At 70.1% G+C, this 13,980-nt stretch carries 12 protein-coding genes, 1 rRNA gene and 1 riboswitch; of the genes, 12 read left to right on the top strand and 1 reads right to left on the bottom strand.

Annotated elements, in window-relative coordinates:
- From rrf to ACIBCJ_RS34150, 11 genes are all read left to right on the top strand, one after another.
- Positions 1–96, top strand: a 5S ribosomal RNA gene (gene rrf, locus ACIBCJ_RS34100); the annotation flags it as partial.
- Positions 97–205: 109 nt separating this feature from the next.
- On the top strand, positions 206–814 hold the full coding sequence (locus ACIBCJ_RS34105; protein ID WP_362106143.1) for a CDP-alcohol phosphatidyltransferase family protein: 609 nt from the start codon (positions 206–208) through the stop codon (positions 812–814).
- A gap of 112 nt (positions 815–926) precedes the next feature.
- Positions 927–3,422, top strand: coding sequence for a mannose-1-phosphate guanyltransferase (locus tag ACIBCJ_RS34110; RefSeq protein WP_362106140.1), 2,496 nt, complete (start codon positions 927–929; stop codon positions 3,420–3,422).
- 167 nt (positions 3,423–3,589) lie between these two features.
- Entirely contained in the window at positions 3,590–4,426 is an 837-nt protein-coding gene (locus ACIBCJ_RS34115; RefSeq protein WP_362106137.1) for a DUF881 domain-containing protein, read from the top strand.
- Positions 4,423–4,755 carry a small basic family protein gene (locus tag ACIBCJ_RS34120; RefSeq protein ID WP_003977440.1) on the top strand — a complete coding sequence of 111 codons (333 nt, stop codon included), beginning with the start codon at positions 4,423–4,425 and terminating at the stop codon, positions 4,753–4,755. The genes ACIBCJ_RS34115 and ACIBCJ_RS34120 overlap by 4 nt, the downstream gene beginning before the upstream one ends.
- A 5-nt stretch (positions 4,756–4,760) precedes the next feature.
- Positions 4,761–5,624 carry a DUF881 domain-containing protein gene (locus ACIBCJ_RS34125; protein ID WP_365979651.1) on the top strand — a complete coding sequence of 288 codons (864 nt, stop codon included), beginning with the start codon at positions 4,761–4,763 and terminating at the stop codon, positions 5,622–5,624.
- 148 nt (positions 5,625–5,772) lie between these two features.
- Entirely contained in the window at positions 5,773–6,624 is an 852-nt protein-coding gene (locus ACIBCJ_RS34130; RefSeq protein WP_362513095.1) for an FHA domain-containing protein, read from the top strand.
- A gap of 44 nt (positions 6,625–6,668) precedes the next feature.
- Entirely contained in the window at positions 6,669–7,406 is a 738-nt protein-coding gene (locus tag ACIBCJ_RS34135) for a MerR family transcriptional regulator (protein WP_362106130.1), read from the top strand.
- Positions 7,407–7,514: 108 nt separating this feature from the next.
- The gene (locus ACIBCJ_RS34140; RefSeq protein ID WP_030189411.1) at positions 7,515–7,988 is read left to right on the top strand and encodes a bifunctional nuclease family protein; all 474 of its coding nucleotides are present in this window, start codon (positions 7,515–7,517) and stop codon (positions 7,986–7,988) included.
- 162 nt (positions 7,989–8,150) lie between these two features.
- A complete protein-coding gene (locus tag ACIBCJ_RS34145) occupies positions 8,151–8,837 on the top strand; it encodes a MerR family transcriptional regulator (RefSeq protein ID WP_362106126.1) in 687 nt (228 codons plus the stop codon).
- 70 nt (positions 8,838–8,907) lie between these two features.
- Positions 8,908–10,341: a DNA polymerase IV gene (locus ACIBCJ_RS34150; RefSeq protein ID WP_365979652.1), complete on the top strand. Its 1,434-nt coding sequence runs from the start codon at positions 8,908–8,910 to the stop codon at positions 10,339–10,341.
- On the opposite strand, the gene ACIBCJ_RS34155 is transcribed toward ACIBCJ_RS34150, so the two are convergent.
- Entirely contained in the window at positions 10,257–10,634 is a 378-nt protein-coding gene (locus ACIBCJ_RS34155) for a PRC-barrel domain-containing protein (protein WP_362106120.1), read from the bottom strand. The genes ACIBCJ_RS34150 and ACIBCJ_RS34155 overlap by 85 nt on opposite strands.
- Before the next feature lie 172 nt (positions 10,635–10,806).
- Positions 10,807–10,902, top strand: a riboswitch (glycine riboswitch).
- A 175-nt stretch (positions 10,903–11,077) separates the two neighbouring features.
- Here ACIBCJ_RS34155 and gcvP point away from each other — a divergent pair.
- Positions 11,078–13,963, top strand: coding sequence for an aminomethyl-transferring glycine dehydrogenase (gene gcvP, locus ACIBCJ_RS34160; RefSeq protein ID WP_362106117.1), 2,886 nt, complete (start codon positions 11,078–11,080; stop codon positions 13,961–13,963).
- Positions 13,964–13,980: the final 17 nt, after the last annotated feature.

Genomic DNA, 13,980 nt, shown 5'->3' on the forward strand with positions numbered 1-13,980 from the left:
GAAACGCCCGGTTACATTTCGAACCCGGAAGCTAAGCCTTACAGCGCCGATGGTACTGCAGGGGGGACCCTGTGGGAGAGTAGGACGCCGCCGAATTCCTTTTAGAGCTCTGGCTCTTGGGCACGCAGCCCGAGAGCCAGAGCTTTTTTGCGTTGAGGTAAGGTCAGTGGGCATCATCGGCTCGTTCACCCCAGGAGGCCCCCGCGTGGAGGTCCAGGAGACCCGCGTGCAGACCGACCGGGTCTTCACCATCCCGAACATCCTCAGCATGGCGCGCCTGGTCGGCGTGCCCGTCTTCCTGTGGCTCATCCTGCGGCCCGAGTTCGGCGGCCCGCAGAGTGACGGCTGGGCGCTGTTGGTGCTGGCCCTCAGCGGGGTCAGCGACTACCTGGACGGAAAGCTCGCACGGCGCTGGAACCAGATCAGCAGCCTCGGCCGGCTCCTGGACCCGGCCGCCGACCGCCTCTACATCCTGTCGACGCTGGTCGGACTCACCTGGCGCGAAATTCTCCCGCTCTGGTTGACCCTTGTACTGCTGGCCCGGGAAGCGGTCCTGCTGGTGATGGTGGGCGTTCTCCGGCGGCACGGCTATCCGCCGCCGCAGGTGAACTTCCTGGGCAAGGCCGCCACCTTCAACCTCATGTACGCCTTCCCGCTGCTTCTGCTCAGTGACGGAAGCGGATGGATCGCGTCACTCGCCGCAGTTTTCGGATGGGCGTTCGCTGGGTGGGGTACAACCCTGTACTGGTGGGCAGGTGTTCTCTACATGGTGCAGGTCCGCCGCTTGGTACGTGCGGACTCCGCAGCCGATTGAACTCACAGATTGTGCGGCCCCGGTGGCCGGATGGCCCGCGCTGCAAAAGTGCGGGACCCTGGACGGGTGAAGTCGGCTGAACCGTCATCTCTCAGAGGAGGACGCTTCCGACATGAAGGCCGTCGTGATGGCTGGAGGCGAAGGTACACGCCTTCGTCCCATGACCTCGAGCATGCCCAAGCCGCTCCTGCCGGTGGCCAACCGGCCGATCATGGAGCATGTGCTTCGGTTGCTCAAAAGGCATGGGCTCAACGAGACCGTCGTCACCGTTCAGTTCCTGGCCTCACTGGTCAAGAACTACTTCGGTGACGGCGAAGAGCTCGGGATGGAGCTCACCTATGCCAACGAGGAGAAGCCACTCGGTACCGCCGGAAGCGTCAAGAACGCCGAGGAAGCGCTGAAGGACGACGCCTTCCTCGTTATCTCCGGTGACGCCCTGACCGACTTCGACCTCACCGACCTGATCAATTTCCACAAGGAAAAGGGCTCGCTCGTCACCGTGTGTCTGACGCGGGTGCCCAACCCCCTTGAATTCGGCATCACCATCGTCGACGAAGAGGGCAAGGTCGAACGCTTCCTGGAGAAGCCGACCTGGGGCCAGGTCTTCTCGGACACCGTGAACACCGGAATCTACGTCATGGAGCCCGAGGTCTTCGACTACGTCGACCCCGATGTGCCCGTGGACTGGTCCGGTGACGTCTTCCCGCAGCTGATGAAGGAAGGGAAGCCCATCTACGGCTACGTCGCCGAGGGCTACTGGGAGGACGTCGGCACCCACGAGAGCTACGTGAAGGCCCAGGCCGACGTCCTGGAGCGCAAGGTCGACGTCGACATCGACGGTTTCGAGATCTCGCCCGGTGTCTGGGTGGCCGAGGGTGCCGAGGTGCATCCGGACGCCGTGCTGCGCGGGCCCCTGTACATCGGCGACTACGCCAAGGTCGAGGCCGGGGCCGAGATCCGGGAACACACCGTGATCGGGTCCAACGTCGTCGTCAAGAGCGGCGCCTTCCTGCACAAGGCCGTGGTGGCCGACAACGTCTACGTCGGACCGCACAGCAACCTGCGGGGCTGCGTGGTCGGCAAGAACACCGACATCATGCGTGCCGCGCGGATCGAGGACGGCGCGGTCATCGGTGACGAATGCCTGGTCGGTGAGGAATCGATCATCCAGGGCAATGTGCGGGTCTACCCGTTCAAGACCATCGAGGCCGGCGCCTTCGTCAACACCTCGGTGATCTGGGAGTCCCGCGGGCAGGCGCACCTGTTCGGTGCCCGCGGTGTCTCAGGCATCCTGAACGTGGAGATCACCCCGGAGCTCGCGGTGCGGCTGGCCGGCGCGTACGCGACGACCCTGAAGAAGGGGTCCACCGTCACCACGGCCCGCGACCACTCCCGTGGTGCCCGTGCGCTGAAGCGGGCGGTGATCTCCGCTCTGCAGGCCAGCGCCATCGACGTACGCGACCTGGAGAACGTACCGCTGCCCGTGGCGCGGCAGCAGACCGCGCGGGGCAGTGCCGGCGGCATCATGATCCGGACCACCCCGGGTGTGCCGGACTCCGTCGACATCATGTTCTTCGACGGCCAGGGCGCCGACCTCTCGCAGGGGAGTCAGCGGAAGCTGGACCGGGTGTTCGCGCGCCAGGAGTACCGGCGGGCGTTCCCCGGAGAGATCGGGGACCTGCACTTCCCGTCGAGTGTCTTCGACTCCTACACCGGGTCGCTGCTGCGGAACGTCGACATCACGGGCATCGCGGAGTCCGGGCTCAAGGTGGTCGTCGACGCGTCCAACGGCAGCGCCGGGCTGGTGCTGCCCAGCCTGCTCGGGAAGCTCGGCGTCGACTCGCTGACCATCAACCCCGGTCTCGACGAGGCCAGGCCCACGGAGTCGGCCGACATGCGCCGGTCCGGCCTGGTGCGCCTCGGTGAGATCGTCGCGTCCTCGCGGGCCGCGTTCGGCGTGCGGTTCGACCCGGTCGGTGAGCGGCTGTCGCTCGTCGACGAGAAGGGCCGCATCATCGAGGACGACCGTGCGCTGCTGGTGATGCTGGACCTGATCGCGGCCGAGCGGCGCAGTGGACGGGTCGCGCTGCCGGTGACGACCACCAGGATCGCCGAGCAGGTCGCCGCGTACCACGGCACGCAGGTGGAGTGGACGACCACCTCTCCCGACGACCTGACCCGGGTCGGCGGCGAGGAAGGGGCGATCTTCGGCGGAGACGGCAAGGGCGGCTTCATCGTCCCCGAGTTCAGCAGCGTGTACGACGGCACCGCGGCCTTCGTGCGGCTGATCGGACTGGTCGCGCGCACCCAGCTCACCCTGAGCCAGATCGACGCGCGGATCCCGCGGGCCCACGTGCTCAAGCGGGACCTGGCCACTCCCTGGGCCGTCAAGGGCCTGGTGATGCGGCGGGTCGTCGAGGCGGCCGGGGACCGGTCCGTGGACACCACGGACGGAGTCCGGGTCGTCGAGGCCGACGGGCGCTGGGTGATGGTGCTGCCCGACCCGGCGGAGGCGGTCACGCACCTGTGGGCCGAGGGCCCCGACGACGCCTCGGCGCAGGCGCTGCTGGACGAATGGGCCGCGGTGGTGGACAGCGCGGGCCGCTAGGACGGGCCGCACGCGTACGTGCCGGACAAGTGTCCCCAAGGGGGCCTGTCCGGCACGCCGGTGGGGCCGTTCGGAGGTAGTGGCGGCGGCGTGCGACGATGTGCGGCATGCCGCAGCCACCCCCCGTTCGGAGCACAGCCACGCGGCCCGCGCGCCCGGACGCGTCCATGTCGTTGCTGACGAACGTCATGGACCACAGTCTCGACGACGGATACGCCGAGGCCGCCGCGCGGAAGAAGGCCGACGGCGGCGGCGGGATGCCCCGGACGCTCCGGGCCAAGCTGGGCCTGGCGGCCGGTCTCGTGCTCGCGGCCCTGGTCGTGACCGTCGGCGCCGCCCAGGCACGGGTGGCCGCTCCCGTGGTCGCCAAGGAACGTGAAGAGCTGGTCGACCGCATAGAGGGCGAGACCTCGGCCGCCGACAAGCTGGAGAAGAGCGTCGACGCGCTGCGCGACGACGTGAACACGCGACGGCGCGAGGCGCTGGAGAAGAGCGGCGAGGGCGACCGGTCCGACCTGGTGGGCATGCTGTCGGGCGCGGTCGAGGTGCACGGCCCGGGGGTGAAGCTCGTGGTCGACGACGCCAAGGACGTGAGTTCGGGCGCGGACGGGCAGCCGCGCGGCACCTCGGGCTTCTCCGACACGGGCCGGGTGCGGGACCGGGACATGCAGCGCGTGGTCAACGGGTTGTGGGAGTCGGGCGCCGAGGCGATCTCCATCAACGGACAGCGCCTGACGGCACTGTCGGCGATCCGGGCCGCCGGTGACGCGATACTGGTCGACAACAGGCCGCTGGTGCCGCCGTACTCGGTGCTCGCGGTGGGGGACGGCCAGGGGCTGAGCAGGGCCTTCCAGGACAGTGCCGACGGCTTGTACCTGAACGCTCTGCAGGAGAGCTACGGCATCCGCACCGCCATCTCCGTCGCGGACGACCTCACGCTGCCGGCCGCACCGAGTCTGATCGTACGTACAGCACAGCCGATAACCGAGAAGGGCACATCGTGATCGCCGTACTGGGCCTCGTCGTGGGAGTCGTGGCCGGATTGCTGGTCCGGCCCGAGGTGCCGGCGGCCGTGGAGCCGTATCTGCCGATCGCCGTCGTGGCGGCGCTGGACGCCGTCTTCGGTGGTCTGCGGGCCATGCTCGACGGCATCTTCGACGACAAGGTCTTCGTGGTGTCGTTCCTGTCGAACGTGGTCGTGGCCGCACTGATCGTGTTCCTGGGCGACAAGCTGGGCGTCGGGGCGCAGCTGTCCACCGGTGTCGTGGTGGTCCTCGGCATCCGGATCTTCTCCAACGCCGCGGCGATCCGACGCCACGTCTTCCGGGCGTGAGGCGGATGAGCGAGCACGACGAGCAGAGCGCGAACCGGCTGCGCAAGGAGCTGCCCGACGAAGTGGCGCCTTCGGCGGACCCGGGTCCGGACACGGAACCGCCGGCGGGCGGCGCACCGCCGGAGACCCGGCCGGAGCGAAACGGACCGACCGGCAGGCAGCGGCTCCTGAAGGGGCTGTGGCCGCCGCGCCTCACGCGGGCCCAACTCATCGTGGCCCTGCTGCTGTTCGGGCTCGGCTTCGGCCTCGCGGTCCAGGTGGCGTCCAACAGCGACAACGACAGTGCGCTGCGCGGCGCCCGCCAGGAAGATCTGGTCCGCATCCTCGATGAACTGGACGACCGTACTCAGCGTCTAGAAGACGAGAAGCAGGGTCTCGAGAGTCAGCGCGACGAGCTGGAGAACAGCTCCGACCAGGCGGAGGAGGCCCGCAAGCAGACGCTCGAGAAGGAGCGGCAACTGGGCGTTCTCGCGGGCACCGTGGCCGCGCAGGGGCCTGGCATCACGGTGACCATCGAGGACACGAAGGGGACGGTCGAGGCGGACATGCTGCTCGACGCGATCCAGGAGCTGCGTGCGGCGGGTGCGGAGGCGATCCAGGTGAACGGTGTCCGGGTCGTCGCCGGCACGTACCTCGCGGACTCCGGCAACTCCGTCGGCGTCGACGGGAACAAGATCAACGCGCCCTATCGTTTCCAGGTCATCGGCAAGCCGCAGGACCTCGAACCGGCTCTCAACATTCCTGGAGGAGTGGTGCAGACTCTGGAGAAGGAACAGGCCACCGTTACTGTTGAGCGGTCGAGCAAGATCGTCGTGGACGCCTTGCGAGCGGCGGAGCGGCCTGACTACGCTCGGTCGTCCTCCCAGTGAACCGGCGGTGCATGGGGGGCGTCCGGCGAGGGCATGAGGTTGCGGGGGGTCGGCGCACCGATTGGGTGGTGCGTGGTGGAAACTGTCCGGTGGAGACGGACGTTGTGAAGGTGTCCGGGTCGGTCAGTGCGTTCAGTAAGGGTTCGTCCTGCCCCACGGGCGGGTCTGTTTCGGTCAAGGGGAATCGCCCGTGAAGTTGTTTGCGAAGTTGTTCGGCAAGAGCGCGCGAGAGGGCAGCGGCGACAACGCGACCGCCCGTCATCGCGCACAGCCCGACGCGGAGGGCCGGCGCCCGATGTACCGGGACCAGGTGGGTGGTCCGGGCGCGCCGTCTGTTGACCCTGCTCAGTCCGGCGGCATAGGTTTCGGCCAGCCCTCCGCCGCAGGTACGGGTGGTGGGTACACCCCCGACCCGTACGCGTCGAACGCCCCGGTGGGGCAGCCGCGGCAGGAGGATCCGTCCATGTCGGCCCTGGTGTGTACGAGGTGCGGCAACCGCAACGCGGAGAACAGCCGCTTCTGCTCCAACTGCGGCGCTCCGCTGCGGGCCGGCGCGGTCCCGGAGCGTGCGTCGGAGACGACCTCCACGATCTCCATCTCCGGCCTGGAGGCCTACGACGCCGAGGTCACCGGCCAGACCGCGATGCCGTCGCTCTCTCCCGAGGCGCAGGCGGCCGTCGACGCGCTGCCGCTGGGCTCCGCGCTCCTGGTCGTGCGGCGCGGCCCGAACTCGGGCAGCCGCTTCCTGCTGGACGGCGAGCTGACCACCGCCGGACGTCATCCGCAGAGCGACATCTTCCTGGACGACGTGACGGTCTCGCGCCGGCACGTGGAGTTCCGCCGCAGCCCGGACGGTTCGTTCACGGTCGCCGACGTCGGCAGCCTGAACGGCACGTACGTCAACCGGGAGCGCATCGACCAGGTCGCCCTGTCGAACGGTGACGAGGTGCAGATCGGCAAGTACCGGCTGGTGTTCTACGCGAGCCAGCGGGGTTACTGACCCGCCCCCGGGCGGCCCGCCCGGGGAACCCCCAGGGAAGGTCCATGTTTCAAACACCGAGCGGCGGCGCCGGTCACGGCGTCGCCGCCACGGACAGTGGGCTGATGAGCATCGGCGCAGTGCTGAACGCGCTGCGTGACGAGTTCCCCGACATCACCGTCTCCAAGATCCGTTTCCTCGAGTCGGAGGGCCTCGTCGAGCCGCGGCGGACCCCGGCCGGGTATCGCAAGTTCAGCGCGCACGACGTGGAGCGCCTCGGTGAGGTGCTGCGCATGCAGCGCGACCACTACCTGCCGCTCAAGGTGATCCGCGAGCACCTGGACGCCGTGGAGCGCGGCGAGGCCGTCGCCCTGCCGAGAGTCGGCCGTCAGCGGGACGGGGAAGCCGTACCGGAACCGGCCGAAGGGGCGACGGTGGCCCGGATCGGGCGGGACGAGCTGCTCGCCACGGCCGGGGTCGACGACCGGGACCTGAAGGAGTGGGAGTCGTACGGGCTCCTCGCTCCGCTGCCCGACGGGGCGTACGACGCCGAGGCGGTCACCGTGGCGTCGCTGGTGGTGCAGCTGGGGCGGTTCGGGATCGAGCCGCGGCACCTGCGGGCGATGAAGGCCGCGGCCGACCGGGAGGCCGGGCTCGTGGACCAGGTGGTGGCCCCGCTGAAGCGGCACCGCAACCCTCAGACCAGGGCCCACGCGGAAGCCCGCACCAAGGAGCTGGCCGGTCTGGCGGTGAAGCTGCACGCGGCGCTGGTGCAGACCGCCCTGGGCGTGCGGCTGCCCTGAAGCAGGCGGGACGCGGAATCCTGGTCGCGCAGCCGATACGGACCCGGATCGCCCACCCGATCCCGGCCCGACTACCCAAACGTCCCGGGCACGGCCTAGGGTTGCTGTGTGAACGAGCTCGATGTCGTAGGTGTCCGGGTCGAGATGCCCTCCAACCAGCCGATCGTGCTGCTGCGCGAGGTGGGCGGCGACCGCTACCTTCCCATCTGGATCGGACCGGGGGAGGCGACGGCTATCGCCTTCGCCCAGCAGGGCATGGCCCCGGCGCGGCCGCTGACGCACGACCTGTTCAAGGACGTGCTGGAGGCCGTCGGCCAGGAGCTCACGGAAGTGCGCATCACCGACCTGCGTGACGGGGTCTTTTACGCGGAGCTGGTCTTCGCGAGCGGCGTCGAGGTCAGTGCCAGGCCGTCCGACGCCATAGCGCTGGCGCTGCGCACCGGTACGCCGATCTACGGCAGCGACACGGTCCTCGACGACGCCGGCATCGCGATCCCGGACGAGCAGGAGGACGAGGTGGAGAAGTTCCGCGAGTTCCTCGACCAGATCTCACCCGAGGACTTCGGGACCAGCAACCAGTGAGACGCGGCCCGTTTCGCGCACATCCGACCAGCCTTTCCCGGGATCGGGCACGCGAAACCACCCTTAGGGTGATTATCACTCGGCGTGCCGAGTGTGGCGATCGTTGACGCACCCTTGGTGACTGCCTACCTTCGAGGAGGCAGGTCAAGGACGGAGGTCGGCGTGAGAATCAGCGGCGACGGTACGGTTGGGGGTGGCGCCGGGCCCAGCCTCGGGGCAGGCGGTCCGTACCCTCCCCCGGGCTCCCGGCTCCGCGCAGGCGCGGGCCACGCCCAGCAGGGTGTTGCGGCCGATCCCGGTCCACAGCGACGGGCAGCCGTGCCGACCAGCGGAGGGGCGACGTCGATGGCGTCCGAGCAGATCGGCTACCGCGGGCCGACGGCCTGCGCGGCCGCCGGCATCACCTACCGGCAGCTCGACTACTGGGCCCGCACGGGTCTCGTCGAGCCCGGCGTGCGGCCCGCGCACGGATCCGGAACGCAGCGGCTCTACAGCTTCCGCGACGTGGTCGTGCTGAAGATCGTCAAGCGTTTCCTCGATACCGGGGTCTCCCTGCAGAACATCCGGACCGCCGTCCAGCACCTGCGGGAGCGCGGCTTTCGCGATCTGGAGCGGATGACGCTGATGAGCGACGGCGCCACCGTCTACGAGTGCACCTCGCCCGACGAGGTGCACGCCCTCCTCCAGGGCGGCCAGGGCATCTTCGGGATCGCCGTCGGGGTGGTCTGGCGGGACGTGGAGAGCGCGCTGTCCCAGCTGCACGGGGAGCGGATCGACACGGGTGAGACCCTGGTCGGGCACAATCCGGCGGACGAGCTGGCCCGGCGGAGGAACAACCGGGCGGTCTGACCGCGCCGCGCCCGGGTTCCGTCCGGCGGTGGTGACGGCATTGTCAGTGGCGTAGGGCAGCATCGGAGATGTGAGAACCGCGCCCACGATCCTGCATCTCGACATGGATGCCTTCTTCGCCTCGGTGGAGCAGGCGTCCAAGCCGAGCCTGCGCGGAAAGGCCGTGGTGGTGGGCGGCCTCGGGCCGCGCGGCGTGGTGGCCACCTGCTCGTACGAGGCGCGGGTGTTCGGGGTGCACTCCGCGATGCCCATGGGCCAGGCCCGTCGGCTCGCCCCGCACGCCGCCTACCTCGTCCCCCGCTTCGAGCTCTACCGGTCGATCAGCGAGCAGGTGATGCGGCTGCTGCGCGAGCTGTCGCCCCTGGTGGAGCCGTTGAGTCTGGACGAGGCCTTCGTGGACCTGGAGGCCGGTGGGACGGCCTGGGACGCGGAGTCGGCACGCCTGGCCGGCGCGAAGCTGCGTACGGACATCCGCGCCGTCACCGGGCTCACCGGCTCCGTGGGGCTCGCCGCCTCCAAGATGCTCGCCAAGATCGCCTCCGAGGAGGCCAAGCCCGACGGACTGGTGCTGATCCCGCCGGGGACGGAGCGGGCCATGCTGGAACCGATGACCGTGCGGACGCTGCCCGGAGTCGGGCCGGCCACGGGGGACCACCTGCGCCGGGCGGGGATCACCACGGTCGGCGAGATCGCCGAGGCCGGCGAGGACGAGCTGGTGCGGCTGCTGGGCAAGGCACACGGCCACGCGCTGTACGCGATGGCGCTGGCCCGCGACGAGCGGCCGGTCGTGGCCGAGCGGGAGACCAAGTCGGTGTCCGTTGAGGACACCTACGACGTGGACATCCACGACCGGGTACGGGTCGGCGTCGAGGTGGGGCGGCTCGCGGACCGCTGTGTGCGGCGGCTGCGCGGCTCCGGCCTGTCCGGGCGGACCATCGTGCTCAAGGTCCGCAGGTACGACTTCTCCACGCTCACCCGCTCCGAGACGCTGCGCGGGCCCACCGACGATCCGGCGGTGGTGCGGGAGGCCGCCGCCAGGCTGCTGGACTCGGTCGACACGACCGGTGGCGTGCGGCTGCTCGGGGTGGGGGTCACCGGGCTCGCCGACTTCACCCAGGAAGATCTGTTCGCCCAGGCCGCCGGGGGCCGGGCCGAGGCTCTCGCCGAGGAGCCCGAGGCCGAGCCCGTGGAGGAGCACAGCGCCTCACCCGCCGAGCGGCGGTGGCCGGCGGGACACGACGTGCGGCACGCGGAGCTGGGGCACGGGTGGGTGCAGGGCAGCGGACTGGGCCGGGTCACCGTGCGGTTCGAGACGCCCTACTCGGAGGTCGGCCGGGTGCGGACCTTCCCGGTCGGCGACCCGGACCTGACCCCGGCGGATCCCCTGCCGCTGGTCGCCGGCGCGGAGGGCAGGGAGGATCAGCCGTCGTCGTTGCCCTTGCCGGCCAGCTTGCCGAAGTCGTGGTCGGGGGGCGGGGGAGAGGCCGCCACGTCCAGGCCGTAGTGGTGGTAGAGCTGGAGTTCCTGTTCCGGCGAGAGATGGCGGCCGACGCCGAAGTCGGGCGCCTCCTTGATCAGGGACCGGTCGAAGGGCACGCGCAGGGCGCCGTCGACCAGCTCGCTCGGCTCCAGGGGGACGAAGGCGTCCCTGCTGAAAAGGCCCGTCCGTATCGCCGCCCACTCGGGAACGCCGGTGGCATCGTCGAGGTACACCTCGTCCACGGTGCCGATCCTGGTGCCGTCGCGGTCGAACGCCTTGCGGCCGATCAGGTTGCGCGGATCGATGTCAGTACGCACGGGGCCCTCCACTTGATCGCACCTGGGCCGCACTGGGTCACACACCAGCCGCCTAATCATCCGTAAGTACTACAAAAGAACACATGGCGTCGGTCGGCCACTCGAAGCACGGGGCCCGGCGGCCACGCCGAGTCCGCGCGCCGGCCTCGCTGGTACGCTGGCAAACGGCTGCTGACCCCGCGCGGGAGAGTCCTCCGGGCATCACCGGAGGCGCCGAAGGAGCAAATCCTCCCCGGAATCTCTCAGGCTCACGTACCGCACGGACGAGGTCACTCTGGAAAGCAGAGCGGGTGTCACGGCTTCCGCTCTCACCGACGGTGAAAGCCGGGAGAGCCCAGGGCTCGACCGGTGAAGCTCTCAGGTTGAGATGACAGAGGGGGAGGCCGTCCGGGTACCCGCGCCGTGGTGCCCCTCGAAGGTCGTCAGACCAGGAGGCCTCCGCAATGACCGCCCATCGCACTCCGCTCTCCGAACTCGAACAGGCCATGCCCTTCGAGCAGCGGCACATCGGCCCCGACCACGAGGCCCGGGCCAAGATGCTCGCGCAGGTGGGCTACGGCTCGCTCGACGAGCTGACGGCCGCCGCCGTGCCGGAAGTGATCAAGAACGCCGACGCGCTGGACCTGCCGGGTGCGCGCTCCGAGGCGGAGGTGCTGGCCGAGCTGCGCTCCCTGGCCGACCGCAACCAGGTCCTCGACTCCATGATCGGCCTCGGCTACTACGGCACCTTCACCCCGCCGGTCATCCTGCGCAACGTCATGGAGAACCCGTCCTGGTACACGGCGTACACGCCCTACCAGCCGGAGATCTCCCAGGGTCGGCTCGAGGCCCTGCTGAACTTCCAGACCATGGTCGCCGAGCTGACCGGCCTGCCCACCTCGGGTGCCTCGCTGCTCGACGAGGGCACCGCCGCCGCCGAGGCGATGGCGCTGTCCCGGCGCATGGGCAAGAACAAGAAGGGCCTGTTCCTGGTCGACGCGGACGCCCTGCCGCAGACGGTCGCCGTGATACAGACCCGTGCCGAGCCGACCGGTGTCGAGGTGGTCGTCGCCGACCTGAGCGACGGCATCCCGGCCGAGGTCGCCGAGCGGGAGATCAACGGTGTCCTGATCCAGTACCCGGGTGCCTCCGGTGCCGTGCGCGACATCAAGCCGGTGATCGACCGGGCGCACGAGCTCGGCGCGCTGGTCACCGTCGCCGCCGACCTGCTCGCCCTCACGCTGCTCACCTCGCCGGGCGAACTGGGCGCGGACATCGCCGTCGGCACCACGCAGCGCTTCGGTGTGCCGATGGGCTTCGGCGGACCGCACGCCGGCTACATGGCCGTGCACGAGAAGTTCGCCCGCAGCCTGCCCGGACGTCTGGTCGGCGTCTCCGTGGACGCGGACGGCAACAAGGCCTACCGCCTGGCCCTGCAGACCCGCGAGCAGCACATCCGCCGTGAGAAGGCCACCAGCAACATCTGCACCGCGCAGGTGCTGCTCGCCGTCATGGCCGGCATGTACGCCGTCTACCACGGCCCCGAGGGACTGCGGGCCATCGCCCGGCGCACCCACCGGTACGCCACGATCACCGCCGCCGGTCTCGCCGCGGGCGGCGTCGAGATCGTGCACGGCGCCTACTTCGACACCGTCACCGCCCGGGTGCCCGGCCGGGCCGACGCGATCGTCCACGCCGCCCGCGAGAACGGCATCAACCTGCGTCTCGTCGACACCGACCACGTGTCCTTCGCCTGCGACGAGACCACCACGCGTGCCCAGGTCGGCGGCGTGTGGAACGCGTTCGGCATCGAGGGCGACATCGAGGCCCTGGACGCCGACACCGGGGAGACGCTGCCCGAGGCGCTGCTGCGCACCGACGACTTCCTGACCCACCCCGTCTTCCACCAGCACCGTTCCGAGACCGCGATGCTGCGCTACCTGCGCCGCCTGGCCGACCGGGACTACGCGCTGGACCGCGGCATGATCCCGCTGGGCTCCTGCACCATGAAGCTCAACGCGACCACCGAGATGGAGCCGGTCACCTGGCCCGAGTTCGGCGCGCTGCACCCCTTCGCGCCCGCCGACCAGGCGCAGGGCTACCTGACCCTCATCCGCGAGCTGGAGGAGCGGCTCGCCGAGGTCACCGGGTACGACAAGGTCTCCCTCCAGCCCAACGCCGGGTCGCAGGGCGAGTTCGCCGGCCTGCTCGCCGTCCGCGGCTACCACCGGGCCAACGGCGACGAGCAGCGCACCGTCTGCCTCATCCCGTCCTCCGCGCACGGCACCAACGCCGCGAGCGCCGTGATGGCCGGCATGAAGGTCGTCGTCGTCAAGACCGCCGGGGACGGCGAGATCGACGTCGAGGACCTGCGCGCCAAGATCGAGAAGCACCGCGACGAGCTGGCCGTGCTGATGATCACGTACCCCTCCACGCACGGCGTGTTCGAGGAGCACGTCGCCGACATCTGCGCGCAGGTGCACGACGCGGGCGGCCAGGTCTACGTGGACGGCGCCAACCTGAACGCCCTGGTCGGCCTCGCCAAGCCCGGCCACTTCGGCGGCGACGTCTCCCACCTGAACCTGCACAAGACCTTCTGCATCCCGCACGGCGGCGGCGGCCCCGGCGTCGGCCCCGTGGCCGTACGGTCGCACCTGGCGCCGTACCTGCCCAACCACCCGCTGCAGCCCGCGGCGGGCCCGCAGACGGGCGTCGGGCCGATCTCGGCGGCGCCGTGGGGATCGGCCGGCATCCTGCCGATCTCGTGGTCGTACGTGCGGCTGATGGGCGGCGAGGGACTCAAGCGCGCCACGCAGGTGGCCGTGCTGTCCGCCAACTACATCGCCAAGCGCCTGGAGCCGCACTTCCCGGTGCTGTACACGGGCCCGGGCGGGCTGGTCGCGCACGAGTGCATCATCGACCTGCGCCCGCTCACGAAGTCCACCGGCGTCAGCGTCGACGACGTCGCCAAGCGGCTGATCGACTACGGTTTCCACGCGCCGACGATGTCCTTCCCGGTGGCCGGCACGCTGATGATCGAGCCGACCGAGTCCGAGGACCTGGCCGAGCTGGACCGGTTCTGCGAGGCGATGATCGCCATCCGCGCGGAGATCGAGAAGGTCGGATCGGGTACCTGGTCCGCCGACGACAACCCGTTGCGCGGCGCCCCGCACACCGCGGGCGCGCTGGGCGGCGAGTGGGACCACGCGTACACGCGCGAGGAGGCCGTCTTCCCGGCCGGCGTGTCCGCCGCCGACAAGTACTGGCCGCCGGTGCGCCGTATCGACCAGGCCTACGGCGACCGCAACCTCGTCTGCTCCTGCCCGCCGCTGGACGCGTACGAGGACTGAGTTCCGCAGCCGAGCGA

This window comes from Streptomyces sp. NPDC051136 (genome assembly GCF_044455745.1).
GTDB lineage: Bacteria > Actinomycetota > Actinomycetes > Streptomycetales > Streptomycetaceae > Streptomyces.